Origin of the sequence: Maribellus sediminis (assembly GCF_011799805.1) — a bacterium.
Classification (GTDB): domain Bacteria; phylum Bacteroidota; class Bacteroidia; order Bacteroidales; family Prolixibacteraceae; genus Draconibacterium; species Draconibacterium sediminis_A.
This window is the reverse complement of the sequence record NZ_WXUB01000003.1, coordinates 723,809-750,738: the sequence shown is the minus strand read 5'-3', so window position 1 is coordinate 750,738 and position 26,930 is coordinate 723,809. Positions and strand designations below refer to the sequence as shown.

General features: G+C 44.2%; 21 protein-coding genes. 8 read left to right on the top strand and 13 right to left on the bottom strand.

Annotation, left to right across the window (positions count from 1 at the left end; genetic code table 11):
* Positions 1-3: 3 nt before the first annotated feature.
* The 7 genes from HFD85_RS15025 to HFD85_RS14995 form a co-directional block, all read right to left on the bottom strand.
* Positions 4-2,727 (bottom strand): carbohydrate-binding protein, encoded by a 2,724-nt coding sequence (locus tag HFD85_RS15025; protein WP_167611534.1) that lies wholly within the window; start codon positions 2,725-2,727, stop codon positions 4-6.
* A gap of 17 nt (positions 2,728-2,744) precedes the next feature.
* Positions 2,745-4,226: a glycoside hydrolase family 30 protein gene (locus tag HFD85_RS15020; RefSeq protein WP_167611531.1), complete on the bottom strand. Its 1,482-nt coding sequence runs from the start codon at positions 4,224-4,226 to the stop codon at positions 2,745-2,747.
* A 188-nt stretch (positions 4,227-4,414) separates the two neighbouring features.
* Positions 4,415-7,351, bottom strand: a complete 2,937-nt coding sequence (locus HFD85_RS15015; RefSeq protein ID WP_167611529.1) for a two-component regulator propeller domain-containing protein — start codon at positions 7,349-7,351, stop codon at positions 4,415-4,417.
* A 373-nt stretch (positions 7,352-7,724) separates the two neighbouring features.
* Positions 7,725-8,234 (bottom strand): FMN-binding protein, encoded by a 510-nt coding sequence (locus HFD85_RS15010; RefSeq protein ID WP_167611527.1) that lies wholly within the window; start codon positions 8,232-8,234, stop codon positions 7,725-7,727.
* 11 nt (positions 8,235-8,245) lie between these two features.
* A complete protein-coding gene (locus HFD85_RS15005; RefSeq protein ID WP_167611523.1) occupies positions 8,246-9,427 on the bottom strand; it encodes a hypothetical protein in 1,182 nt (393 codons plus the stop codon).
* 126 nt (positions 9,428-9,553) lie between these two features.
* The gene (locus tag HFD85_RS21850) at positions 9,554-10,141 is read right to left on the bottom strand and encodes a response regulator transcription factor (protein ID WP_277345459.1); all 588 of its coding nucleotides are present in this window, start codon (positions 10,139-10,141) and stop codon (positions 9,554-9,556) included.
* Positions 10,141-10,836 carry a hypothetical protein gene (locus HFD85_RS14995; protein WP_167611520.1) on the bottom strand — a complete coding sequence of 232 codons (696 nt, stop codon included), beginning with the start codon at positions 10,834-10,836 and terminating at the stop codon, positions 10,141-10,143. Before HFD85_RS14995 ends, HFD85_RS21850 begins: the two co-directional genes overlap by 1 nt.
* A gap of 132 nt (positions 10,837-10,968) precedes the next feature.
* On the opposite strand from HFD85_RS14995, the gene HFD85_RS14990 reads away from it, so the two are divergent.
* Positions 10,969-11,346 (top strand): HsmA family protein, encoded by a 378-nt coding sequence (locus HFD85_RS14990; RefSeq protein ID WP_167611517.1) that lies wholly within the window; start codon positions 10,969-10,971, stop codon positions 11,344-11,346.
* Between the two features lie 53 nt (positions 11,347-11,399).
* Here HFD85_RS14990 and HFD85_RS14985 read toward each other — a convergent pair whose 3' ends face one another.
* The 4 genes from HFD85_RS14985 to HFD85_RS14970 form a co-directional block, all read right to left on the bottom strand.
* Positions 11,400-11,825 (bottom strand): QcrA and Rieske domain-containing protein, encoded by a 426-nt coding sequence (locus HFD85_RS14985; RefSeq protein ID WP_167611514.1) that lies wholly within the window; start codon positions 11,823-11,825, stop codon positions 11,400-11,402.
* Positions 11,813-12,649, bottom strand: coding sequence for a DUF5777 family beta-barrel protein (locus HFD85_RS14980; protein ID WP_167611512.1), 837 nt, complete (start codon positions 12,647-12,649; stop codon positions 11,813-11,815). The genes HFD85_RS14985 and HFD85_RS14980 overlap by 13 nt, the downstream gene beginning before the upstream one ends.
* A 6-nt stretch (positions 12,650-12,655) precedes the next feature.
* Entirely contained in the window at positions 12,656-14,548 is a 1,893-nt protein-coding gene (locus HFD85_RS14975; protein WP_167611509.1) for a plastocyanin/azurin family copper-binding protein, read from the bottom strand.
* Between the two features lie 72 nt (positions 14,549-14,620).
* Complete coding sequence (locus tag HFD85_RS14970; protein ID WP_167611506.1) at positions 14,621-14,824, bottom strand: YgaP family membrane protein; 204 nt, start codon at positions 14,822-14,824, stop codon at positions 14,621-14,623.
* A gap of 282 nt (positions 14,825-15,106) precedes the next feature.
* On the opposite strand from HFD85_RS14970, the gene HFD85_RS14965 reads away from it, so the two are divergent.
* Both HFD85_RS14965 and HFD85_RS14960 read left to right on the top strand, forming a co-directional pair.
* The gene (locus HFD85_RS14965) at positions 15,107-15,520 is read left to right on the top strand and encodes a DoxX family protein (RefSeq protein WP_167611503.1); all 414 of its coding nucleotides are present in this window, start codon (positions 15,107-15,109) and stop codon (positions 15,518-15,520) included.
* Between the two features lie 190 nt (positions 15,521-15,710).
* Entirely contained in the window at positions 15,711-16,490 is a 780-nt protein-coding gene (locus HFD85_RS14960; RefSeq protein WP_167611500.1) for a hypothetical protein, read from the top strand.
* Between the two features lie 712 nt (positions 16,491-17,202).
* On the opposite strand, the gene HFD85_RS14955 is transcribed toward HFD85_RS14960, so the two are convergent.
* Complete coding sequence (locus HFD85_RS14955) at positions 17,203-17,976, bottom strand: hypothetical protein (protein WP_167611497.1); 774 nt, start codon at positions 17,974-17,976, stop codon at positions 17,203-17,205.
* Positions 17,977-18,202: 226 nt separating this feature from the next.
* Here HFD85_RS14955 and HFD85_RS14950 point away from each other — a divergent pair, with 226 nt between their 5' ends.
* The 5 genes from HFD85_RS14950 (at position 18,203) to HFD85_RS14930 (ending at position 25,079) form a co-directional block, all read left to right on the top strand.
* Positions 18,203-19,243, top strand: coding sequence for a glycoside hydrolase family 53 protein (locus HFD85_RS14950; protein ID WP_167611494.1), 1,041 nt, complete (start codon positions 18,203-18,205; stop codon positions 19,241-19,243).
* A 147-nt stretch (positions 19,244-19,390) separates the two neighbouring features.
* Positions 19,391-21,550, top strand: a complete 2,160-nt coding sequence (locus HFD85_RS14945) for a CotH family protein (protein WP_167611491.1) — start codon at positions 19,391-19,393, stop codon at positions 21,548-21,550.
* Between the two features lie 177 nt (positions 21,551-21,727).
* On the top strand, positions 21,728-22,303 hold the full coding sequence (locus tag HFD85_RS14940) for a hypothetical protein (RefSeq protein WP_167611488.1): 576 nt from the start codon (positions 21,728-21,730) through the stop codon (positions 22,301-22,303).
* An 82-nt stretch (positions 22,304-22,385) separates the two neighbouring features.
* Positions 22,386-23,423 carry a tocopherol cyclase family protein gene (locus HFD85_RS14935; protein WP_167611485.1) on the top strand — a complete coding sequence of 346 codons (1,038 nt, stop codon included), beginning with the start codon at positions 22,386-22,388 and terminating at the stop codon, positions 23,421-23,423.
* Between the two features lie 450 nt (positions 23,424-23,873).
* A complete protein-coding gene (locus tag HFD85_RS14930; protein ID WP_167611482.1) occupies positions 23,874-25,079 on the top strand; it encodes a DcaP family trimeric outer membrane transporter in 1,206 nt (401 codons plus the stop codon).
* Between the two features lie 419 nt (positions 25,080-25,498).
* Here HFD85_RS14930 and HFD85_RS14925 read toward each other — a convergent pair whose 3' ends face one another.
* Complete coding sequence (locus HFD85_RS14925; RefSeq protein WP_167611479.1) at positions 25,499-26,788, bottom strand: citrate (Si)-synthase; 1,290 nt, start codon at positions 26,786-26,788, stop codon at positions 25,499-25,501.
* Positions 26,789-26,930: the final 142 nt, after the last annotated feature.

Here is a 26,930-nt window from a genome sequence, read left to right as displayed (position 1 = left end):
CTTTTAATAATGCGTTATTTGAAATTTAACCGACTCCCCCGCCTCACAGTCCATACATTTCAGCACATATACCCCTGCCGGATAGTGATCGGTATTTAATGAGATGTTTTTTTCGCTGGTTGAGAATTCAATCATCTTTTTCCCTTGTAAATTGAAGATTGCCAACAGCTTTTTGACATTGGTACCAAGGCGGACATTGATCGATTCGTCGGCCGGAACAGGATAAACCTGCATAGAGTTATCAGAGCGAATGTCATTTGCCCCGGTAAGCAGATCGAATGAGAACCAGTTCAGGTTGTACTCACCTGCTCTTGAAAATAGTCGTATGATCATTTTCCCTTCCGGCAACGCAGCTGTCACCGATTGTGTTTCCCAGTTCTGCCAGCCACCGGTTGTCGAAATTTTTAAGAGCTTATTGGCAACCATACGATCTTCGAACGAATTCATCAGGAGCACCTGGGGGGCGCCATCGCTTGTAGCCACCCGGAAGTTTACCTGGTACGTGCCGGGTTTTGAAACATTCACCAAATAATCGAGGTAATCGCCATCGTTGGCATATGCGATATTCATTCCACCCCCGATATCTTCGCATGCTTCCAGTTCGAATCCCGAATTTTTAAACGCATCTTCTGCCTGAATTTTCCCGGGTATTTCAAAGTGATGGTAATAATTGTTTTTTACAGGCATTGCCGTAAATTTCTCGAGGTACTGATCGCCGCTTTGTATTGTATTTCCACGGTATGACAGTTTAATCTCATCGGTAGAGAAAAGATCCTCGTTGGTAAACAGTTGTATTTGTTGGGGATTTCCTTCAACCATTTTCAGTTCTGAAATAGTAATCTGCGAATGATTAACAATGAGCTGAAAATCGGACAGTTGGATGTCCTCAAAAGCGCTTGTGATCGGTTTGTTCAGGTTGATGTAAAGCCGGTTCTCAATGGGATCGGTTTCTATGGTCAAACACGAAAATGCAACCTCTGAAATTGCTTTAGGTTGGGTTAGAAGGAAATAGTTCACGTTAAGCCCTCCTTTATCAAATACAATTTTAACGGCTGCTTCCGCTTCAGGAAGAATGATATTCGGGATGGTTGTATTGCTCCACGCTTCCCAACTTCCGGTTTTGGGAATTGTGATTTGCGGCGATGCCACTTTCCCGTTTACTTCCAGGTGGATAAGCGCATCATTGGGCGAAGCAGTGCGGATAACAAAATCGTAGGCAGCGATGCTATCGGAATTGATCGTGTACTGCAACCACTCGCCATTGTCGATCCAGGCCACGTGGTAACCACAAGTCGTATCCGGGTCGGTGTTCATTTCAATGTCAACGCCATCGTTCCGGTAATTCCAACCATTGTTCCATTGGCCAAACTTCTGGGTATTGTATTCATGATTTGCAGTGTCAACATCAAAATAGGCATAGCCGTTTCTGCCCAGATCGTAATCCACAGCGAAAATTTTCTGTTGTGTTTTATGCGCCTTAAAAGGCAAGGTTTTGTTGGTGTGTGGTTGTCTGATCAAAGCATCGATCACGTCGTATTTGATTTTACAGTTTTCGAAACGGTGATTTTCAGAAAAGGTCATCACGGCATCGAAGGCAGCTTCGGCCGACATCGAGCCGTTTCCTTTCCACATGTCAATCAGCGCCAGGTAATCTTCGTTGGTGGTTACCTGCAGCACATTGTTGATATTCGTCTTTTTAACAGGCCACCACGACCAGCCAATGTTCTGCGATTCGCAAAGACCGACCAGATTAGTAAACCACACATTGGAATTTTCTCCGGATTCACCCAGCCATATCGGGCGATTTGAATTTTCGCGCAGATCGGTTACCCACTTTAAAGCATCGGCATTGTTGTACGACCAGTACTTATGAAAACTGTATACCATATTGTCGTCCCATGGCTCGGTTAAGCCCGAGAAGTCGTTGGCAAACCAGTTTCCTTCGATAAAAAGGATGTGATTATTGTCAACTTCGCGAATGGCGTTGGTTATTCGTTTGTAAAGGTTGAGCAAGGGCTGATTATTGCCTTCGTCGAACGTCCAGTTCACTTCGTTAATGAGATCGTATCCGCCCATCCAGGGTTCGTTGGCATAGCGTTCGGCCAGCTTTTTCCACAAAGCCACCGTTTTGCTTTTATTCAATTCACTTTCCCACAACGAGGGTTTTGTTTCGTCGTAATCCGAGATATCGGCATTTTTCCCCTGTCCGCCGGGTGCGGCGTGCATATCGAGAATAAGGTACATTTGGTTTTCGCCGCACCATTGCAACAGCGAATCGAGTACCTGAAAACCTTCTTCCAGCCAGGTATTTTCGCCGGGCACAGATTCCTGTTCAATCGGCAGGGTAAGCCACTTGTAATGCATGGCCACACGAACGCTGTTAAATCCCCAGGCCGCCATCGAATCGACATCAATTTTTCGGAAATGATTTTTTATCCACGAATCATAAAACTGGTTGGTTCTTTCTTCTCCTATTGTTTCTATCAGTTTGTTTCTGAACTGGGTCTGCGTTCCGGCCAAACCGGCAGTCTGCATCATGTAACCCTCCTGCAAAAGCCAGTTTCCCGTACCGATGCCTCTCAAAATGAAATTTTCGTTGTTCGCATCAACAATTCGTTTCCCGTCAACATGAAGGAAGCCTTGCGCCAAAGCAGCTTGTTGTGCCCCTGTTAAAGCGACCAGCAGAATTAGAAATAAAAGTGGATATTTAATTGCAAGTGATTTCATGAAATATAAAGAATGAACTAATTAATAATTAGGGTACTTATGCCGTGAGCAGGAATCGCGGCAAGCGTGCCTTTTCCTTCAAGCCAGATTTTAAAATTGATTTCACTGTCGGTTGGATTCATGGCCACCACCGCGATACTGTTGTCGGGGTTGATAAAAGCCGTGGCCAGTAACTCATCGTTATTTGATGAGCAGATAATACGCTGCGCTCCCGGGCGAATGAATTTTGAGAAATGACCCAAATAATAGTATGAACTCATATAAATCAACTCTCCGGTACCGGTGTTGCCAATTACGGGCGCATAACAAAAATTTGCCACATGGTTTGGTCCACCGGTTTCGTCGAGCAAAATGTTCCAATCGACCCAACCTGATGTTGAATTATTCAGATCTTTAATAAGGGATTCGCCGTAGCGCTCTCCCCATTGCCATTCGTCAATTTTAGTATAATCGAAAGGAAAAACGCAGCCTTCGGTAAAAAGGGTTTTCTTTTCGGGAAAAGCCTCTGCAACCTGTTTTACATTTTCAAAATGATCGCCGCTGTACCAGTGAAAGCCGGTTCCCCAGATGTATTTTGAAGCCTCGGGATCGTCGAAAGCAACTTTGGCACGTTGGTACATGATGCCGCGGTTATGGTCCCAGATAATTATTTTCTTATCGCCCATACCGTTTTTTTCGAGCGTAGGCCCCAGGTAGTTTTTCACAAAATCCCGCTCTTCGGTTGCTGTAAAAATGCACGATTCCCAGCGCTGTTCGGCCATGGGTTCGTTTTGCACGGTGAGTCCCCAAAACGAAATATCATGCTCCCGGTAGGTTTCAAAGAAACGCACAAAATAATCGGCCCAGGTCTGGAAGTATTCGGCCCTTAGTTTGCCTCCCTGCAACATACTGTTATTAGTCTTCATCCACGCCGGCGGGCTCCATGGCGAGGCAAAAAGTTTCAAATTTCCGCCTGTTTCTTCAATGGCACGACGGATAAAAGGAATTTTGTAATTCAGGTCATGTTCAATTGAAAAATAATCCAGATCCTTATCTCCCGGCACCTCGGAATAAGCATAACTCTCGCTCGAAAAATCGCAACTGTGAATATGGGTCCGACATAAACTGTAGCCAATACCTTCGTCGCTGTCGAAATAAGCCTTTATAAGTTCGTCCTGTTTAGCCTTCGGCAGTTTGTAAAAAGTCTCGGCTGCTGCATCGGTTAGCGCTCCTCCAAATCCTTCTATCGTTTGAAAGCGTTTTGCAGGATCCAGGATCAGGGTTGGAAAATGTTCATCGGGTTGCGGAAAAGTACCGATTAAGAAGTTATCGTGTTCTGCGAATCTTAAATCATTGCCGCGCGAAGTAGTGTATTGTGTTACCCCGGAGAAATTGAATTCAGTAACTACCGGAGTTTCTTCGTTTAAAGCGTCGTCTTGCTGATTCTTAACAGAGGTACATGCCGACGTTGCCAGAACGATCACAAGAATCGCAAATAGTTTCAGTTTAGCTATGGTCATAGCGTTTTGGTTTAATTTGGAGTCGAAATTACAGGAGTATCTGGCAGGTCGAATGAATTGTAACCTCTCAATTATTCATACGCTTTTAGAGTGCGCCTCTCAAAACCACTCAAAAAAGCAATACAATTCTGACTTATAATCTGTTAGCTAAATAAAAAAGATTCAAAAAAATGCCTGCCCGGGTGCTGTTACAGGTTTAAAAGATAAGTTTGAAGCGACTCGTTGGAATCGAGTTTTAATTTTTTGCGCAAACGGTAACGATCGTTCTCCACAGCACGAATGGTTTTATTCATGAACTCGGAAATGTCTTTGGAAGTTAAATTCATCCGCACATAGGAGGCGACCTTAATATCTGTTAAGGTCAAATCAGGGTGCCTTTCTCTTAACTTGGTGATAAAATCGTTGTAAAGATTGTCCAGCCGCGGTTCAAGGTATTTCCAGTCCTTATCATCGGTAAGTTCTTTATCAATTTCCCCGATTACCACTTCAAGGCCTCTTTTAACTGATTCTTTGGCTTTTAATGACAAGGATTGCAACCTGATTTTATAATTCACTAAAATCCGTTTCCGATATACCGAGTAGTAAGTTAGTTTTTCAAGTTCCTTTTCAACGTTCTGCTTTTCCAATTCAATAATCTGCTTTTCTTTTGACGCTTTCTCCTGCAGGAACCTGTTCTTCAACAAATTTACCCTGTAGCGGTAAGCGGCAAACAAGATTCCTAGAACCAAAACCAGCGCCAATGCAATAAACCAACTGGTTTTCCAAAATGGTGGAAGCACCCTGATCTTCAGTTCGATTTGGTTATTCCCCCATCTTCCATCGTTATTCGATGCCTGAACCTTAAAGGTGTAAAATCCCTCGTGCAAATTTGAATAGGTAGCAAATCGGCGATTGGGTGAAGTAAAAATCCAGTCGTTGTCGAAACCTTCGAGCATGTATTTGTACTGACATTTTTGTGGTTGGGTGTAGTTTAGAGCAACAAACTCGATAGCGAAAATTTTATCGCTGTAATTCAGTGTTAACTCCTTTGTATAAAGAATATCTTCTTCGAGATAGCGCTTCTTCCCTGAAGTTTGGTTGGGCGTAATTTCCTGGTTAAGTATCGTCAGCTTCGTGAAAAACAAGGGAGGAATATTCTGATTAAATGAGATGGAAACCGGATCGAAAACATCGATGCCGGCAACCGATCCCAGAATGAAATAGCCGTTATTCAACTTTATAAATGCTTCTGCATTGAATTCATTTGAAGTCAGTCCATCGTAACTGTAAAAGGCCGTAAAAACATTGTTCTTTTTATCGTAACGTGCCAGGCCGTCATAGGTCGATACCCAGATATTACCTGTTCGATCTTCCTGGATACCCATGGTGATCATTCCGGGCAAACCATCTTCTGTTGTGTATTGCTTTATCGATTTATCAGCTTTATTGTATTTGAAAAGCCCGCTTCCTTCGGTTGCGATCCAGATCTCACCATTGCCGTCCTGGTAAAAATCCTTGATAACACCTTCGCGGCATACCGTTGATTTTGGCTGGGTATCCAGGCGTAACATTTTTCCCGCCTGCTTATCATAGATGTATATACCATCGCCTTCGGTTCCAAACCAAATATCACCATCGGCGTCCTCCAAAAGTGCCATTACATTGGGATGCCCTACTTTAATGAGCTCGTTGGAATACGGACCAACATTTTTGAATACGTTCGTTTTCGGATAATACAAATCAACGCCGTTGCCCAGCAGGCCGAGCCAGTTGTTCCCTTCACTGTCGGAAAGCAGGGTCCAAACATTATCCGAGTGGATCTTTTGGTTATTATTCGATTCAGGAAGATGGCGGGTAAACTTATCGCTTGCCGGATCGTAAACACAGAGCCCCCCGGTATAGGTTCCGATCAGAATTTTGCCTTCAGCATCCTCGGTTATGCTGGTAATTACGTTTGAGGAGATGCTGTTTTTATTGTTCTCTTCGGTATAATAACTGGTAAGTTTATTAAAATCAGTGATTTTATGTAAGCCATAGCCGTCGGTTCCGATCCAGATATTCTCCCTGCTGTCTTCAAAAACACTCAAAACAGATTTATCCTTAAAAAAGGAAAATATATTGTCAGGCAGCTGGCTATTTTTAAACCGGTGTTGCTGGGGATCATACAAGGCCACACCACTCTTAAAGGTTCCTATCCAAAATCGGTTGCTCCGGTCGATAAACAAGGTGTAGATGTTATTCGAAGGCAGGCTGTTTTCCCGGAGCCCGTCATGTGTCAGGTAATCGAATGTTTCGTTTTCGGGATTGAAAACATTGATGCCGCCGCCATCTGTAGCCAACCATATTTTTCCATCCGGTGCTCTGACCATGTCGCCGTTCAGCACATCGGTATTCAATTCGTTATCACCCTCAAAATAGAATTTCACATCCCCCGACTGAATGTTGTATTTAAATAGCCCGTGAATATTAGCGGCTATCCATAAATTCCCATTCTCATCATCCAGCAGCCTTTTTCTATAATTCGAAACGGCCCGGTTTCCTTGTTGATAAGCAATTGATTCAAATCGATTTGATTCCCGGTTGAAACGCTGAATATCCGCTTCCCATGTGGCCACATAAACTTCTCCTTCTGTAGTTTCAATCACGTCGCTAACCATGAACGAGTTTAATCCCTGACCGGTGTTCGGAGTGTAAGTGTAAAAACTATCCTGTTCGGGATAATATAAAGTTAAACCATAGTTTGTGCCCAGGCAGACGGTGTTATCACTCAAAACACTAACCGAATAAACCTGGTTACCGATGTTCCCGATACTGTCGTATCGTTCAAACGTGTTGGTTCTCGCATCAAATTTGCTTACCCCGTTCTGGTAGGTACCAATCCAGATGTTTCCATCCTGATCTTCCGCCATCGATAAAATCCGGTTCCCTGAAATCGATCCCGGATCAGAGTTTTTTAAATAGATCTTAAAATCGTATCCGTCGAATCGGCACAATCCGTTCCGGGTTCCAAACCACATAAATCCATTCCTGTCCTGTAGAATACATTCGACATTGTTGTGCGAAAGTCCGTCTTCTTTGGTGATTTGCTGAAATTCAAGTGCAGGAAGCGCAGAACTGTATATGGCGAAGCATACAAGAATCCACATGAATGCATTCTTTATTAGTATCCCAAAAATATTTCGCCTGTTAATCATATTCTACACCATATTCTTGAACCGAAGTTTCAAAAGTGTAATAAATTCGGCGAAATTGAAAATCTTGTTATTATAAATATTTTGATTTTCCCTGGACTACATGGCACAACATTCCTGCCTCAAACATTAACAGTGAAAGCCGCGAAATCGTGATTGAAATAACGGCAAACAAAAAGTATGAAAGGCAGTACACAAATTATCCGGCTCAATCCGGAAAAACTAATTACTTCGTAAAAGAAAAACCATGCCTTACATCGGGCATGGTTTTTTCATCATTCAAAAAACGTTATGTCGGACTGTAATTTAGTCCCTAATTCTATTATTGCTATTCATTGCTATGCGATTGAATAATGCGAACCACTTTTGGAATGTCGCGAGTAATCGACATGGCCGAAATGGTAGCACCGGAAATAGCTGAAATTTCTTCTTCGTAATACAAATCGCCTCCCGAGTAATGCTCGAATTGTGACAGCCACTTTGATGATGCAATTTCGCCGCCATGTTCGGAACGGTATTTCAAAACCTTTACAGTCTCAATTTCGCCTTTTGGATTAATAACCACTAAGTAGTCGAACATCTCGTAACGTCCTTTCGACTCTGTAAACACGGCATACCACTGTTTAGCTTCACCCGGGTAAGTAAATCGGTACGCAACCAAGTTGCGGCCTTCCGCCAGTTCGTCGCTTAAGTCGATGCAATCTCCCAACTCCAGGTCCTTATTTTTTAAGGCTTTCTGAAGTTGACTTAGAGCCTTGTTTTCGGGATAAAAGCCATCAGAAGAAAAGGCTGAAACCGAAATTGCCATTAAAGCGATAAGTAGCAGTAAACGATTCATATTACAAATTCTTAAAACCAAATTCCTATTCCAAGATTAAATTGACCGCTGTTGCTGTCGTTTGCATTAGAAAAGAACTGATAATCGGCTTTCAATACGGTACCGGTAGTCAACCACCAGCCTGCACCAACAGTTACGTCAGTTCTGTTATACTTGTCGTTTACGGCAAGATTTCCATCAGTTTTTGAATGGGTGTTGTATTGCTCGTAACGCACAAAAGGTACCAGACGTTGTCCGCTTTGGTTTCCGTGAAGTATGTTGTAGCCTGCTTCCAGGTACCAGCCCAGCATTTGACTTCCAAGGTCGCTGCCTGTCAAATCGTTGTATTCATCAGTATTCGAGATATTGGCAACGTTGAACTGGCCTCTGGCTTCGAAACCTCCATTGCGGTAACGGGCATCAAAGCCAAGCATATTTATTCCAACTACCGACGAATCAGCCATGGCTAAAGCGGCATCGTCGTCATCCGCCAATCCATCATACAAGGCCGATTGCGATTTTCCGTTGTAAGTGCTCAGTCCCAGTTTTAATCCCGGCAAACCGTAATAATCGATTCTTGCTGCCAGTGTTGGCGAACTCATGAACGACTCTGCACCTTTCTGACGGCCTTTTCTGAAGCCATCGCTTCCGCGAAACTTGCCTCCGCCATCGTAGCCGTTAAATCCGTTCATTACATACAACTGGTATTTCAAAGAAGCATTATCTAAGCGCCCCGTAAAACCTAAACCGACTTCACGCCAGGTTGTTGGTACAATCTTACTGTCGAGATTCGGACGCTCAACACCATTGTATGTTGGTGGCTCGTGATATTCGTTGATAATGCCCATCGGAACCAGCATCAATCCGCCGCGCAAATTCAACCAGGGCAGAAACTCGTGATTCATAAAAGCCTGTTCCACGTAAACCTCCTGTACATGTTCCAACTCGATTTCAGAAACAAAACTTGTTTTTTCGCCAAAGCGGTATCCAAATAGCAACACCAGTCGATGAACATCGAGTGTTGCATTTTGGCGCTGGCCATCGCTCAATGGCTGGTTAAAATCGATTTGCGCATAACCACCTATCGAAAGTTTTGAATCGGAATTCAAAAGTGTTTCAGCTGCATTTAAAGCAGAAGAATTGTTTGTTTGATTTTGAGAGAATAATTGTGCACTAATAAACAATAGCGCTACAAAAAGCATTGATCTTTTCATTTGTCTGATTAAATTATTATTTCACGGCAAAAGCCATTAATCTACATTCCGGGGGCAAAATTATTTTGAATGCAGCGGAATTTTATCCCAACATGTTGGGATATTTGAAATGAAGAATGTTAAAATTCAGGAAAGTTGGTCGGGAGAAATATCGGACGGACCTACAATTTTCTGGATAATGGCATAAACGGTTAATCCGGGAATGGACTTTATACCCAGTTTCTCGGTGATGTTTTTACGGTGCGAGATTACCGTGTGCGTACTGATAAACAAGGTGTCGGCAATGGTTTTATTGGTGTTTCCAAGTGCGATCAGGCGCAATACCTCCTTTTCGCGAATGGTAAGTTCACCTGAATTATCGGTGTCATCACTCTCAAAAAATCCTTCAGCAATCTGAATGAGCTGTTTGGCAGGTACATCAATCGGGATCAGATGATCAAAAGCGTTGTCTTCGCACTTCTCCTTGTCGTTCGTAAGGACACCTACCAACTCATGCTCGCCAATTGATGTGCGCAGCTCCAGCAATTCCTGGGCATAGCGGCAATTGGCCGGAACGATTAATAACAGCTTTTGAGCCGCTTTAAGTTCCTGCATGTTTAGCTTTGAAAAATCAGGGAAACAGCTGATCCGAACCGACTGAATATCTTCCAGCAGTGAAGAAATGCCTTTTCTGATGATCTCTGCCGGATGTATAATAACGATTGACTTTGCCATTATTCTGCAGCCCTCAGTAACTGTGTCATTTGCGGAATCAGAATAGCATCTTCCATCCTCGAGTGATCGTGAATATCCCGTTCGAAGTGGTAGATCTCCTCCATCAGTTTGTTGCAGATCAGTTCGTCGTATTCGGGAACCAGGTATTTCAGAATCAGGTTTTTCAGATCGTCCAACTCAAAATCCACATGCTCGTGTTCCTTCTCAAAATTGGCGTCGAAATTTTTATCCGCTACCTGATCGGGATGCAAAACAAGCTTTTCAACGATCGGGAATACTTCCTGTTCTTCCTCATCGAAATGTTCTAGCAGTTTCTTTTTGTAAGCCAGGTAGAACTTCTCGATCATCTGCATTTCGCTGTTTTGTTTGGGCGTACTCATCAACAGCCGATGAATCAGCTTTTCAATACGCGGAAGCGAATAATCGACATAATACTGATGTGTTTTTTTCAGGTAATCAACCAACAGGAGCGGCGAAAACGCCAGCAGCTGGTCTTTCGGAAAAAAATTCTTGTTATGAAACGTGTTTACAATGGCCAGAAAAAAATCCGAATTTATTTCGTAGTCGAAGCAGAGTTCTTCCACGGTTTTATTCCCGAATCCTAAACGGATACCAAAGCGGTGAATCACCGGCAACAAGTTGTGATTGGCCTGTACCAGGTGTACCATTTTATCGTTTTTTGAAAATACCTGCATCACCCAAATTTTTGGCAAAGAAAGAAAAACTCTAATAAATGTAGGTCTTAAACTTTTCTTTACCCGTTTCTGTATCACAACAAACGGTTTTTACAAAAGTTGTGATTATTTTCAGATCGTAATTTCAGAAATATGTCAGGGATACTGCTTTTTTCAACCACAACAATTACCCTCGCCCTGGTTTTCTATTCGCTTGGTGTGTGGGCCGAACGCCTTTCATCGTACCTGAAATCCTGGCACGTAGTTACTTTCTGGATTGGGTTTACCTTTGATGTAACCGGTACACTTGCCATGCACTTTATTTCAGAAAATCCTTTCGACTTAAAAGATACACACACGCTCACCGGCCAGCTAGCCTTATGGCTGATGCTTGCTCACGCCATTTGGGCTACCCGCGTAGTTCTTAAAAACCATGAGCAACTGCGTCAGAAATTTCACCGATACAGCTTAATTGTATGGGTGATCTGGCTGGTTCCATACATCGGCGGGATGATCATGGGCATGCATTAATAGCATCCACTCATACAAACAAGTGGAGACATCCCGGACAGTCCTACACCGATTTATTTTATTGTTAAAGTATTGCCACTCTTAGTCACGGTATAGCTTTTAAGATTGGCCATGGCCGGTCCGTTAGTTACCACTCCTGATGTGGTATACATCGAACCATGACACGGGCATGGAATATTTCCGTTTGCATGACTGTAGGTTACATCGCAACCCTGGTGTGTACACTTTCTCGACAAGGCCATGTAATTGTCGGTTCCGGTTCGGAAAATAATCAGTGTCCCGGAATAGGCATAGCCACCAACCGTATCCAAAGCATCGAATGCCGAATCGGTAAGATCAATGGTAATTCCTTCATTTCCGCCCCCATTGCCGGGATCCGTCATATCATCATCCTTTGAACAGGAAGTCATGAAAGCCGGAGCAATCAGCAATAAGCTACCTCCGGCAGCTACTTTTCTTAAAAAATCTATTCTGTCCATAATGGATCATATTTAAGTTTGAATTTACGAATCAGATTAAAGCCGAAATACAGATGCCCGTCGCCCCAATTCCCTGTTGTATTGGTGTATACCGCCTGGTCAAACATCCTGTTATTGTTCGATAGGACCAATTGAAACAGGTGCCCTCCCGTATCAATATCCACTCCCAGTGACAGGGCATTATCACCGGGTATTTCATCGTCAAAAGGGATGAGGTATTCGAGATTTGCAGATACCTTTTTTGAAATACGTACTGCAGCACCCGTTCCCAGCGTAAACATTGAAAGATCGTCGCCTACGTCGGTTAAATAACCGGTTTTCATGAACCCCGGCGAAAGCTGTAAAGCAAAACTTCCCATTGTTTTTGAAAGATGAAGTTGCGCGTTCCACGAGAACTTATCGGAAAACTGATCATATTCATCCGGGAAATAATCCCGAATTGTTGGCACCGAACCTCCTGCACTTAGTACGGCAGAAAACGGAAAACTGCTATTTTGCTGAACGAAACTGTATTTTGCAAAAGCATCATAGGTTTTTAACCAGGTACTTCGCCCAATTCCTAAATTTAGGTTATTCCCCAGACCATATTCGAAGCCGAGTCGCATCGACGCAAGATCAAGCCCGAACAATTCGTATAATCCGCCACTGATATCTCCAAAACGGTGCTGGATAAGCAAGTCGAGTTCACCATCCTTCGATAAGTTGGTCGATTGCCCGTTAACCAGTCGGTTTCCCTGAAAAGCATTCTTAACTTCATCATCCTGTGCCGCTAATGCTCCCGACACAAAAACCAGAAATATTACAAGCCAAAATCGCTGTTTCATACTCTACTATTTCTTTAGTAATTTTCGTGTCACAACAGATTCATCATACTGAAGTTGAACAAGATAAATCCCGATAGGTAATTCCGAAATGTCGAGCTCTATCCTGGATCCTGTATTCTCAGATATACGAACATCACGAGCCTTACCGGCCAGATCGAATACCCGAATTGAGGGCTTGTGGCCAAAATCCGGATACTCAAGTGTAACTCTTGATTTCGCTGGATTGGGATACATTTTAACCGCGTAAGTTCTGAAATCTTCGACCGCGGTTAGCGGGAAAATATCGGTAAAATTTGTATTGTGTGTAAAGTTAAGTGTGGTATCCCCCATTACATCATTTAGTTCCAGTCGCCAGGCATGGTCTGTTGGTGGTGCATCGTAAGTTCCATTAGAGTTATGATCGGAATAAAAATCGATTGTGTACGATTTTCCGGCCTCCAATGCAGGCGCAAAGATTGAAAATTCACTCATAACAGTAGTTTCCGAAGTGAAAATCACGGTATCCATACCCTGTTCATACAAGTAAAAATGCAAAGTTTGTCCTATATGAGGATTCATGGAATTGAAACTTAATGTTAGCAAATACTTCCACTTGATATCAGTGAAACCGGTATTATGTGTGAAGTTTAGCGTGGTATCTCCCATCACATCATTTAGTTCCAGTCGCCAGGCATGGTCTGTTGGCGGAGCATCATATATCCCATTACCATTATGGTCGGCAAAAAAATCGATGTAATATGATTTCCCGACTTCCAATACTTCCGCATGAAGCATGAAATCAGCTGTAACCGTGGTGCTTGTTCTGTAAACCTCTTCCATACTACTTTGGTCGACGACTCGCAAGTTCATCATTTGCCCTACGTGTGGATTCATCGACATAAAATTGAGCATCAGCTTGTATGGCCACATAATATCAGTGAAACCGGTATTATGTGTGAAATTCAGCGTAGTATCTCCCATCGCATCATTTAGTTCAAGTCGCCAGGCATGGTCTGTTGGCGGAGCATCATACATCCCGTTACCATTATGGTCGGCAAAAAAATCGATGTAATATGATTTCCCGCTTTCCAATACTTCAGCGTGAAGCATGAAATCAGCTGTAACCATAGTGCTTGTTCTGTAAACCTCTTCCATACTACTTTGGTCGACGACTCGCAAGTTCATCATTTGCCCTACATGTGGATTCATCGACATAAAATTGAGCATCAGCTTGTATGGCCACATAATATCAGTGAAACCGGTATTATGAGTGAAGTTTAGCGTGGTATCTCCCATCGTATCATTTAGTTCAAGTCGCCAGGCATGGTCTGTTGGCGGGGCATCATACATCCCGTTACCATTATGGTCGGCAAAAAAATCGATGTAATATGATTTCCCGACTTCCAGTACTTCAGCATTAAGCATGAAATCAGCAGTAACCGTGGTGCTTGTCCTGTAAACCTCTTCCATACTACCTTGCTCAACGACTCGCAAGTTCATCATTTGCCCAACATGTGGATTCATTGACATAAAATTGATGGTCAGCAATTGTTTAGCATTACTGTCTATTACCTCAATTTTACCTGTCATACCCAAACCGGCATGAGGGTCACAATGATAATCATAACTACCCTGAGTGTTAAAAACATACGAGTAAGTCCAGCCACTCCCCTGATTATTGCCAAAAGATTCCGGGTTGTTTGGGAATGTAGCTTGTGTACCATTAACATTGTGCCAGCCCTGAGTATTTTGCCATTCAACAGTATCACCAACCGAAATAGTCAGTTCATCGGGTGTGAAAACATTACTGGTGACTCCTACCACGTGTTTGGTTTGGGCTTGCGCTATAACTGCAATCATAACGGCAAGAAGAACAACGGCATTGCGGGTTATTGACTTTAAAGTAATGATTGTTTTCATAGGCTATTGTTTTATTTATAGTTTGAAACTGCTTCTGGATTACACGAAAAGAAAAAAGGTCCAATCGCCTGATCACTTCTTCCCGGTAGTTTTTAAACCTAACGGAAGGTATAGGGGACAAAAACTGAAGATACTGGTCAGCAAAAATACAGCTGCCAAAACCACTAAAACGATCCCTAAAGTTCCGCTAACAGTGCCCGAGAAATAAAGCGCTGCAAGTATTGCTGCAACAATAATCCGAACAATACGATCGACTATTCCCATATTCTTCTTCATCTTCCAAAAAATTATGTTAGTAAATTAAAATCCTGCTAAAAAAAGAAACTTTAAAAGACTTTATACTCTTTTAACACATAGAACAACCACAAAGCCAAATGGTTGAGTCCTTGCACTATATTTATTTTTGAACCAGCTGCTTTTTGCTCAAAATTGTAACTTACAATACATAATGAAGACTTAGTTCCACGATTTAAAAGCCGGTCCGAAAAATTTGGAAAACCATCTTCTAACAATTCGCGCCGTTCAATGTTATTAGTTTAAGGAAAATCAGGAAAGGTCATGAGAAAAGTATTTCAAACCCGGGTTAGCCCGCTTGCTGCAAACATTGGATTATTGTTATTGCGCTTAAGCGCCGGTGGTTTTATGCTTACCCATGGTTATCCGAAGTTACAACGACTGCTGTCGGGAGAAATGCGTTTTGGCGATCCCCTGGGGCTTGGCCCTGAAGTATCGCTGGTACTGGCGGTGTTTGCCGAATTCTTTTGTTCCATACTGGTAATGCTTGGAATAGGAACACGTTTGGCAGTAATTCCCTTGATAGTAACAATGAGTGTTGCTGCCTTTATTGCTCATGGCGACGATCCGTTCGGACGTAAAGAACTGGCACTGATGTATCTTGTGAGTTACGTAGTGCTTTTACTTAACGGTAGCGGAAAATTTTCGGTGGACCAGCTATTGGGTAGAAGAAAATAATTCTGCTTCCCTTGCGTTATAGTTTAGTCTGAACGACTACTTCAAAGCCTCAATTTGCAAGCATCGACTGTCAAAAGCCAAATGGCTTAAGTCAATAAACCATCCCTTTAGAATTTGTAAGAATTGAAATGACGTAACATGTGTACCGTGTGCACCTGTATATTTTACAACCATTAAATTAAGACAGATTATGAGAAGGAGAAAATTAGTACTTGCTATTGCAGCACTGGCCGTCGTACTTGCGGCTTGCCAGAAAAACGATTTTAACAGCGACAAGGATCAAAGTTCAGAACTTGGTGTACAACTGAAAGCACTTAATTCGAGTTTTGCGCTTCCGGTAAACACAACCAAATCCGGCGCAATTGCCATGGATTCCATTACCTGGGACAGCGCGCAAATGATTGTTTCAACCATTAAGTTTGAGGCCGAACTGAAAAGCCTGAGTACCGGTCGCGATTCCATTGAAGTGGAGTACAAGTGGCACGGCCCTCAGCTGGTCAATCTGCTGGATACGAACCTCACGCTGGGGAACTTTGTACTTACACCGGCAATTTACGATGAGATTGAACTGAAAGTAAGTGGCGACAAAGAAGACGCCGGCGATGACCCTGTGTTTTATCTTTCGGGAACCTACAAAAGCAGCACCGGAAGCTGGCCCATTGCAGTTGAAGTTTGGGACGACCTGAGTTTTAAAACCGAAAGGGAGGATGTTGAAGTGACCGACGAAGGAATTGACATTACGTCAGAAATTCATATTTACCTGGATGAGCTGATGCTAAATGTTGAACCGGAGGACCTTGACAATGCGCAGCTTAGCGATGGCGTAATCCTGATTTCGAGGGAAGTAAACCGTTCGATTTACGAAACCATTTTTGGAAACTTAAAACGCGACTGCCACGCAGAATACAAATACTGGGGACACAAAAAGAAGAAAGATCATCACGAACATGGTGATGACGATGAGGACTAACTAACTATCATATTATTATTTTCCCCGAGAGCCACCGGTCCGGATTGCAGAAAAAGTGCTGTAAGCTGCCGGTGGCTGTTTTTTATCTCTTCACATGTTAACTATAGGCTATTTAAAGGATCAAAATGAAAATCTGGATGATTACAATATTAGATTAACAATAAAGCTTCTGAATTTTGTGCCTGCCGGCGGCCATACTATTTGGCTTGAACCAAATAGTATGCACAAAGTTCAAGGCTGCTTTTGGTCCTTCCCTTTCGTTTTCATAAAACCTAAGTTCGGACGGGTGATCTCCTTGATTCCTCGGAGCTTCCCGCGCTCACTAAGGTTTTATTTCAACTCCAGGCAATGATCAAAAGAGGCCGGTCCACTTCTGTGTGAACAACAAATTTGAATGCTACCTTCGGAGCTTTGGCCTCGTCCGTCCGCTGATGGGCAGAAAACAAGCTGTGACGACGTTAAAAAATTACTGTTGTTTGAGGAGGTACGACGAGTTCAGTAATTTTAGTCGGCATCGCGTACCTGCCTGCCGGTAAGCAGGGCTTTTTTGAAGGAAGCGGGCGCAGCCTTGGGTTTTCTGTTTACTCTTTGGGCTAAGCCAAAGGGTAAAATCCGCCTGATAAGGCAACAACCTTTTTCACTATGTATACAGTTTATTTAATACCTAAGTTTTCTCCATTGCATATCTAATGTGATCCTATTCGAAGAATCACTATTCCGATACATTCAGCGACCAATTGGGCAGGAACCAGCCCTTCTGATCTTCGTATTTTCTGACATGGGTACTAAATTCCATCCACAATTTCCGGTAGGTATCCTGGTATTTATCGTTTAACATTTTCTCATGTTCCCGCATGGTTAGTGCATTTTCGGCCCTGAACATTAAAATCCACATCGGGGTGTCGTAGCCCATTACAACAGAGTAAATATCCCATTCATCCGTTTCTTCAATGCTGTTGTAAAAGTCGATGTATTTCTTTACCACATCAGCTGCTGCTTTTTCGTGGCCTGCACGCAAGGAAACGAAGGTCCATTCGCAATACCGGTTGTCATTCGTTTGCCCCATATTACCGTTGGGATGATACGACAGGTTTTTCATCCAGTGAATAACCATTTGCCGTGAAGTAGAAAGATCGCGAAATTCTTTATCGGCATCAAAACCGTCAGCTTTCATTTTAGCTACCACATCGCCGGCTTTTTGAAATACACCATCAATACTTCCCATATTCTCAATAGGAACCACCCAGTAAAATGAATTTACCGCAGTCCTGTAGGTGAATAACGGAATATCCAATTCGTGTTTTTTCCAAAGATCCACGGCTTTTTGCTGGGTTTCAATAAAAGCCTGCAAATCTGACGGAGCTACAAACTCCTCCATAACAAAGAAGATTTCGGGCATTGCAGGAGTTTCCTGAGCCCGTGAACTGAACGATACAAATCCTGCGAACAGGATACACAAAGCGATTAATAAAGTCGATTTTCTCATAATACATGATTTTTTTGTGAAGTACGTAACGATACGAAAATCAGACTATAAGGTTTAACGCCTGACAAAAACCGGAGGAGTGATGGATTGAATGATCATTGAATATTCCCCACCCCGCTGAGGAATGGTGGCCCCGATCCGTCAGCTGACGGACGGGGACGGATTGGTGCTTCAACGAATCAATCTTTTTATATCTTTAAAGTCGCCTGACATAAAAACTAAAACCATGTATAAAACCACAATTTATGTTATTGCTTTGGTAATCCTACTTTTCGCAGGATGCAAACCAACAACTTCTCCAGGTTCCAAAGATGATTTTGCAAAAGGCGCCGACATCAGCTGGTTGCCGCAAATGGAAGCCAGCGGCTATACCTTTTACAACGAGAATGGTGAAGCTGAAGACTGCTTTCAAATCCTGAAAGATCATGGGATTAATGCCATTCGTCTGCGAACTTTTGTCGATCCTTCCGATAATCCGTTTAGCGGACACTGCAGCAAAGACGAAACCGTTGCCATGGCCCTTCGCGCTCAGGAATGGGGTATGAAAGTGATGCTCAATTTTCATTACAGCGACAGCTGGGCCGATCCCGGGAAACAACGAAAACCCAAAGCATGGGTAGGTCACGATTTTCCCACGCTGCTGACCGATTTGTACGATTACACGTACGATGTGATGTCGGCACTAAAAGATGCCGGCGTAACTCCCGAATGGGTGCAGGTGGGCAACGAGATTCCGGGTGGCATGATCTATCCTGAGGGCAGCACCGACAACTGGCCTCAACTGGCGCAACTCATCAACAAAGGGTACGAAGCCATAAAAGCGGTTAGTCCGCAATCCATCGTTATTCTGCATGTCGACCAGGGGAATAACAACGAGCGTTTTCGCTGGTGGTTCGATGCTGCCGAAGCCAACGGTGCAAAATACGACATGATTGGCCTTTCGTATTATCCCTACTGGCTGGAAGGACGACCCGATTACACCGAAAATATCGACGATCTGGCTGCCAACCTCAACGACATGGCTTCGCGTTACAACAAGGATGTAATGGTGGTGGAAGTGGGAGGCATCGATACCATGGTACAAAACACCTACGACATGCTCGTGACTGTGCAGCAAAAAGTCAGGGAAGTGCCCAACGAACGTGGCAAAGGTGTATTCTACTGGGAACCGGAAGGTGCACGCAGCTGGAGCCGCTACCCGCTTAGCGCCTGGGGCGACGATGGCAAACCCACCAAGGCCCTGAAAGCTTTTTTAGTAAAGGATTAGCAACATTACCTTACCACTTTCGAAACGGTCTCCCGCAAACATTGGCTATTTTCGCGCATTATCTGTTTGATAACAGATTGCTAATCTTCTTTTTCCCTTCTTGTTTGCTGAAAAATTTTAGCTTTGCAGCTAACTAACATTTTACCAATGGCAACTAATCAGAAATACGGCATTATTATACTGTTATCTATTTTATGTATTCTGCCCGCTAAGGGTTTTTCAAACCTGCACTGGGAAAGCGTTTTCTATCCCGATACTATTTTTCAATATGCTTTAAGCAACAACGGAGCTCCAAATAGTAACTGGCGCAATGTTGATTTCGATGCAACGGGATGGAGTGAAGGGAAAGGCGGGATCGGTTATGCCGATAACGACGACAATACAATTATTGAACAAACAAACGCGCTCTTTTTACGCCGTACTTTTTCGATCCACGATAAAGCTGAAATTCAGACCGCGCTTTTAAGCATCGATTACGACGATGCCTTTGTAGCTTACCTAAACGGACAGGAGATTGCCCGCTCGGCCGGACTTTCAGCAGGATTTCCTGCTTTCGACGAGATTTCAACTGTTAACCACGAAGCCCGGATTTACCAGGGCGGAAATTACGAGTCGTTTCTTATTGATAAAAGCAAACTCAACGAACTGTTACTCACCGGCACGAATGTGCTGGCTGTTGAAATACACAATTCCAGTGTCAACTCTTCTGATATGTCTTCTACTTTGCTTTTGTCGGTTGAAGTCGATTCCGAAGAAAGGCGCTATCTACCTATGCCCGGGGGCATTGAAATCCCACTGGTATTTTCCAGTTCCAATCTTCCCATATTCGTGATCGATACCAAAGGGCAGACCATTGTGGACGAACCCAAAATAAACGGACACCTTGGAGTAATTTTTAACGGTCCCGGAAAAAGAAACAACCTGAGCGATCCCTTTAACCACTATGATGGAACCATTGGTATTGAACTGAGAGGAAACTCAACAATGGGCTACCCGAAAAAGCCTTATACCTTTGAAACACGCCTCGAAAACGGCGATAATAACGATGTTGCCTTGCTTGGTTTCCCGGAAGAGAACGACTGGATATTGAGGGCCTCCTACATCGACCATACCTTTTTACGTAATCCCGTGGGGCATGAGCTGTCGCGCCGTGCAGATCACTGGTCGAGCGGAAACAAACATGTAGAGGTGGTGCTGAACGGCGAATACCAGGGCATTTATATTTTGCTTGAAAAAATAAAACGCACCAAAAACCGGCTCAATATTGCCAAGCTAAAACCCGAGGATATTTCAGGAGAGGAACTCACCGGGGGATACATCTATGAAATCGCCGGACAGTACGATGATTTTGGACAGGCACGGCGCCTGCGTTACCCCGATATGGATGAGGTAATGCCTGAACAGCTGGCCTATATCAGAAAATACGATGACGATTTCCGTTTTGCGATGCAGCAGTTTAATACCGATAATCCCGGGGATTTGTATGCCCAGTGGATCGATCTACCCAGTTTTGTCGACTTTTTGCTGGTAACCGAAGCCACCCGCGACCCCGACGGTTATGGATGGAGCTGCTATTTCCACAAAGATAAAGGCGGAAAATTAAAGGCCGGACCGGCATGGGATTTCGACCAGTCGATGCACAATTCTACTTACCGCGATGGCGATCGCTGGTGGGGATGGAGCATCGATTACAACTTTTGGCCCGATCCTGCTTTTTACCAGATGATGATACATGAGCCTTACTTTCAGTACCAGATGAAAAAACGCTGGGAAACCTTACGGCAAAACGAGTGGAGCACCGAAAATATGTTCCAGTACATTGATTCCATTGCTGCCAACCTGAGTGAAGCAGCAGACCGGAATTTTAAAAAATGGCCCAACCTCGGAAAATGGATCTGGCGCGAGCTACCCGGTTTCGAGCTGCTCGACACCTACGACAAGCAGGTCAACAGCATGAAAGAATACCTCATAAAACGCTGGAACTGGATCGACGACGAAATGGCAAAAGTTTCGGTTTACGTGGTGGTGGAAGAAATTCAGAACGATACTGAATTGCTGATGTATCCCAACCCGGCCACCGATCATCTGAATGTCGACCTTACGCTCAACAGCAGTGAAGAGGTAACGCTTACCATCTTTAACAACCTGGGGCAGGCTGTTCATCAAATCAAACCCGGCTTATTGATTAACGGGAATAATCATACACATATCGACCTGCCCTCATCCATGAATCCGGGTGTTTATCTGTTGCAGGTGCGTATAGGAGATCAACAGGTACTCACGGAGCGTTTCATCAAAAGGAACTAACCTGCCTTATTGGCGAGGATCAGTTGCGCTCTGCTTAAGCATCGGTTCTCTGCCCCTGTTCCCTTGCTTTCAACCCTTAAAGTCGAGTATTTGTCGAATAATATTCGTATTTCAGCTTGTTCACGGTAATTTCAGGAACTGCATAAAAAAATAACCGTTAATAATCACTAAGCTGATATGAGACTTGATTTTAAAAAGGAGCTGAATGTATGGGGATTGTATTTCCTGACAATTTTTATAAGCATCTATTTTCATGAACTGGGTCACTGTATTCCTGTTTGGGTGAAAGGAATCAGGGCTATACCAACGCCTGCCAAAGAGTACATTCTGGAAACAATTCCAGCCGATCTGCAGCAGAAGGTATCACTGGGTGGTATTATCGGAACCGTGTTGATTACCCTTGTTGTAATGGTTTTATTCCTGGTCAAAAAGTTCAAATACAGTTCTGCTGTTTTGGCGGGTGTTCTGGCCATGCCCGGAATGTACACATTTCGGTTTTTCCTGGTGGGAAGAGGACATGATGCAAGCGAATTTCAGGAAGCCCAGGCAGCGTTGGGCGCAGCTTATGAGGGGCATTTAATCGATTGTTTGTTTCTTGCGCTGTTTCTTGCAGGAATTGCCTTATGGATATTCAAATCGCAACCCAAACTCCGGATTACCGGGCGGCTGGCCATTGGTTTTGTACTGACTGTAATTTTTGTGATCATTCACCAGGTTGTTAACAATGCTATATTCGATCCTGTTTTTCTGTAAAACTTTTTTATTTCCCTCAAAGGTTTCCGTTGTTCAGTCCCCCCTCATTGTTCTTCATTCTACTGGCGACTTAAAACTATGATTGTCAACATCCAAATCAACAAAGATTTTCTTACTACCTTTAAGCACCATGCACTGGATCAATCAAATACAGGCCTTATTCCACCCGGAGCGCTACCACGGCTGGTTGCGTTCAAAAAAGTATTTCGAAGGCTGGTACTACAAAATAGTTTCGGCCAACGAGCAACATGCCTTTGCTTTTATTCCCGGAATTGCCATGGACGAGCAAGGTGGGGCGCATGCTTTCGTGCAGGTGCTCGACGGCAAAGCACAAACAGCCGAATACATTAAATTTCCGGCGAGTGCTTTTTCTGCCAGTGCAACTTCGTTCGAAATAGGAATAGCCGGTAATCAATTTACAGGCAACTTTATACAACTCGACCTTGATAATTATTCTGGGATACTGCAGTTTAAAAATCCTGTTCCATGGCCAAATAAGTGGTATTCTCCCGGAATCATGGGACCTTATACTTTTGTGCCCTTCATGGAATGTTATCATGGCATCATCAGCATGGATCATGAGTTGAATGGCACCTTAAAAATCGGGGGTAAAAACATCGATTTTACGGGCGGACGGGGTTATATCGAAAAAGACTGGGGCCACTCCTTCCCTTCGGCCTACTTCTGGATGCAGTCGAATCATTTTTCACAGCCCGGCATATCCTTTAAAGCTTCAGTTGCTAAAATTCCCTGGCTGCGCAGTTCTTTTGTCGGCTTTATTGCCGGATTGTATTTTAACGGAAAGCTGATTGAATTCACCACCTACAATGGCACCAAACTGCTGCACTCGTATGCCGACAGCCAAAAAGTGATGCTGCTGATGGAAAACAAACAATACCGGCTGAAAGTAATGGCACACCGCGACAACGCCACTGAGCTGGCCTCACCGATTGCCGGTATCATGGAGGGCCGCATCAGCGAAAGCATGACTTCTGAGCTGACAATCTCACTCTCCGAAAGAAGCAACGGCAAAAGCCTTTTTCACGATACCGGCCGCAACGCCGCACTTGAAATTGCCGGAAAAATCGACGAAATCATTTTTGAGGATCCGAATTTTTGATGAGCATTCGCTAACGGAAACCTGTCCTGCCTATCGTTTGCAACCAGGGATCTTTATTCTAACAGATTGCTTTTCCATTATCCCGAAGGAATTAAATAGGAATAACCCCGGGTTTCAACCCGGTGAAGAAGTCAAGGTTTTTTGTTATCCCTGAAAGGGGTGAATAATCCTTTTATCCCTCATTGGTGCACATTCAACCACTTCGTGGCTGTTTCGTATTCGGCATTGTCCCACGGGTTTCACCCGAGGTTATTCAAATTTTACCACTTCGTGGCAATTACTTGTCCACCGCCTTATATTCACAAATGATTGTCATTGCGAGGAGGAACTGCTTGTCCCGAATACTCGGGAACGAAGCAATCTTCTCTGCGACTGCAAACTAATCCCTTCCCCCTTGTTTTTCCCCAACCTCTTCGTAAATTTAATGAAGCATTCTCAGAACACCGACTTATGAACAACACATCCCGGCCTATTTTCACGTTTTGCCTGAGCATTGTATTTGCGCTTATCGTCTTTCAGATAAATGCACAGGAAGAAAACAAAACCCGGCTTCTGATATCGGGGCAGGTGATGACGGATGCCGGTTACAATTTCAACCAGATCAATCCCGATTATTTCGATGTTATGCGCCCCACGCAACTGCCAGCTTACAAAAACGAATATGGCAGCGATGGCAATGTATTTTTTGGGGTGCGGCAATCGTTGTTTCGGGTACAGAGTTTTACGCCTACCAAATACGGCGAGCTCATGATCCATTTTGCCTTCGATTTGTTTGGCTCGGGTGAAAATGCCGACGAAACCACCTTTCACCTGCTCTATGCCTGGGCCGAACTGGGTATGTTTGGAGCAGGACGCAACTGGAGCCTCTTCAGCGATGTTGACGGCTTTCCGAATATGCTCGAATACTGGGGACCGGTGGGCCTGTCGCTGTGCAAAAATGTACAACTGCGCTTTATGCCTTTACGAGGCGACGACTACCTGGCCTTTGCCCTCGAACAGCCGGGTGCGAGTGCCGACGAAGGAGTTTATGGCGACCGCATCGAACTATCGGATGTAAAGCCCAGATTTAATATCCCCGATTTTGCGGCCGAATACCGGATGACACGCCACTGGGGTTATGCCGAAATTGCCGCGGTACTGAGAAAGATCGAATGGGTGGATCAGGGTAACGAGCCTTACGACCTTAGCGGTAAGGTTTGGGGCTGGGGCTTTAACCTGAGTTCGAACCTGAACCTGAACGAAAACAATGTGCTGCTGCTGCAAACAGTTGGCGGAAAAGGTATACAAAACCTGATGAACGATGCCCCCACCGACATCGGTATAAAAAACGATTTCAGCAATACCTTGCGCCCCATAAAAGGTGTGGCGCTGCCCCTTTACAGCTATTCGTGCTACATCAACCACCACTGGAATAAAAAGTGGAGCACTGACGCAGGCTACTCAGCCATACATACTCAAAACTCCGACGGACAGAAACCTGAAGCTTTTCGTAACGGGCGTTATGCCAGTGCCAACCTCCTCTATACCCCTCTAAGCAACGTGATGGCCGGGATTGAGTTGCAATGGATCGACCGCGAAAACCACAGCGACGGCTGGAACACCTCGGCCACCAAAGTTCAGTTGTCATTTAGGTATAGGTTTAGTCAGAGGCTTTAAAGGGAGAGCTTTGAGCTGCGAGCCGTGAGCTTGTAAAACTTCTTCATTGAAAATTGCCCTAAAAGAATTAAACTCAAATAACCCCGGGTTAAAACCCGGGAAAGGTACATCAAAGGTAGAAAGGCTCATCTGATTAAAGCGTTTGAAAAGCGAAGCATGCATGAGCCGCAAAGATAAGCGTTTGTTGTACAAGCGTTGATTTTACTACCCTGGTATGTGTTGTTGTTATTACAACCACCTCCCACCCCGAATTCTCAGGGCGTACTCCTCCTTCGTAAGGAGGAGAAATTCTTTTTCCAAAATAGTTAAACGGACTGAAAAACAAAATCCCGGTACGAAAATTTCCCCCGCCTCAACAAATCAGACATACCGCTTTGTTTCTCCGTCAGCTGACGGACGAGGACGGGGTGGTGCCTCATCTATTCCGTCTTTTCCAAATAATCCTTCAACCATTTATTGGTTACGCTTTTGGGCCGGATTATGGGCTGATTCAGTCCCAGTGCTATAATGCTCTGTGCACAGAACCCAAAAGTGCGCGAGATCCCAAACATCACGGTATAGAAATCAAAATGCGTGATCCCGTAATGGTAAAGCAGGGTTCCCGAAATGGCATCCACGTTGGGATAGGGATTGGCCACCTTTCCGCCTTTATAGCTTTTCAGAATGTCGGGCACCACATGGTACAGTTTCTTTACGGTTTGCAGGTAGGGTGTATTCGGGCAATGCCGGTTGCCAAACTCCATAAAGGACGTAAACCGCGGGTCGGTGACACGAAGCACAGCATGCCCGTAACCCGGGATTACCCGCCCGACATTTAGCTCTTCCTTAACAAATTCACTGAGCTGGTTGGTGGAAGGCGATTCCCCGAAATGCTCATGAATAGTATGGATAAACTTCAGGCATACCTGGTTCGCCAGTCCGTGAAGCGGCCCCGCCAGTCCGTTTAGCCCTGCCGAAGCGGCATAGTAAAGGTTCGACAGCGCCGAATTCACCACCCTCGACGTAAAAGCACTTACATTTCCGCCTTCATGATCGCAGTGCAGCACCAGGTACAAACGCATGAGCTCGGCACACGAGATCCGCGGATTCACACCCAGCATATTCGCCAGGTTACCGCCAAGGTCGAGTGAAGGATTATAGGCAATGGCTTCCTCGTGCAGCAGATGAATACGGTAAATTGCCGCCGCTATCGTTGGCAGTTTGGCCAGCAGGTTAAGTGCATCTTCCAGGGTATATTCCCAAAATTCCGATTTTGAAATTTCCCCTGCCGCATACTTCCGTTTAAACACTGAAAGTCCTTCCATCGCCAGTATGCACATGCTGAACATGGTCATCGGATGCATCCCGGCAGGCAGATTACGGATGAACGACCACATGTAGTGCGGTAATTCAGCACGCAAACGAAATTCCTCCTTAAGCTCCTCCAGTTCGAATTCGTCGGGAAACTTACCCGCACAAAGCAGGTAAAAGATCTCTTCGGGTAACTTGTCCTCAAATTCAGGAATCGCATAATTGCTGATGAACAATCCCTGGTAAGGATCTACAAACGAGGTATTGCATACCAGGGCTGTCAGTCCCCGCATTCCGCCTAGTACCTGTTTGAGTTTGACTTCACCAAGGCTGCAATCCGGGTGTTCTTTTAGCAGCACCGATATCTCCTCTCCCAGGAAATCTATTCGCTTTTTGACATTGTTTTTTAGTAGTTCCATGGCCGATCATTTTTTGTTTTTAAACCTCATTCTGTGCAGGAAAGGTTAATCGTGTGCCGGGAGCAGGTGGGGGTAAATGCTGTTTTATTTTTTACTGTTTCAGCTGCCTCAGGGTTTCACGGATGGCTGAAGTTCGGACTTA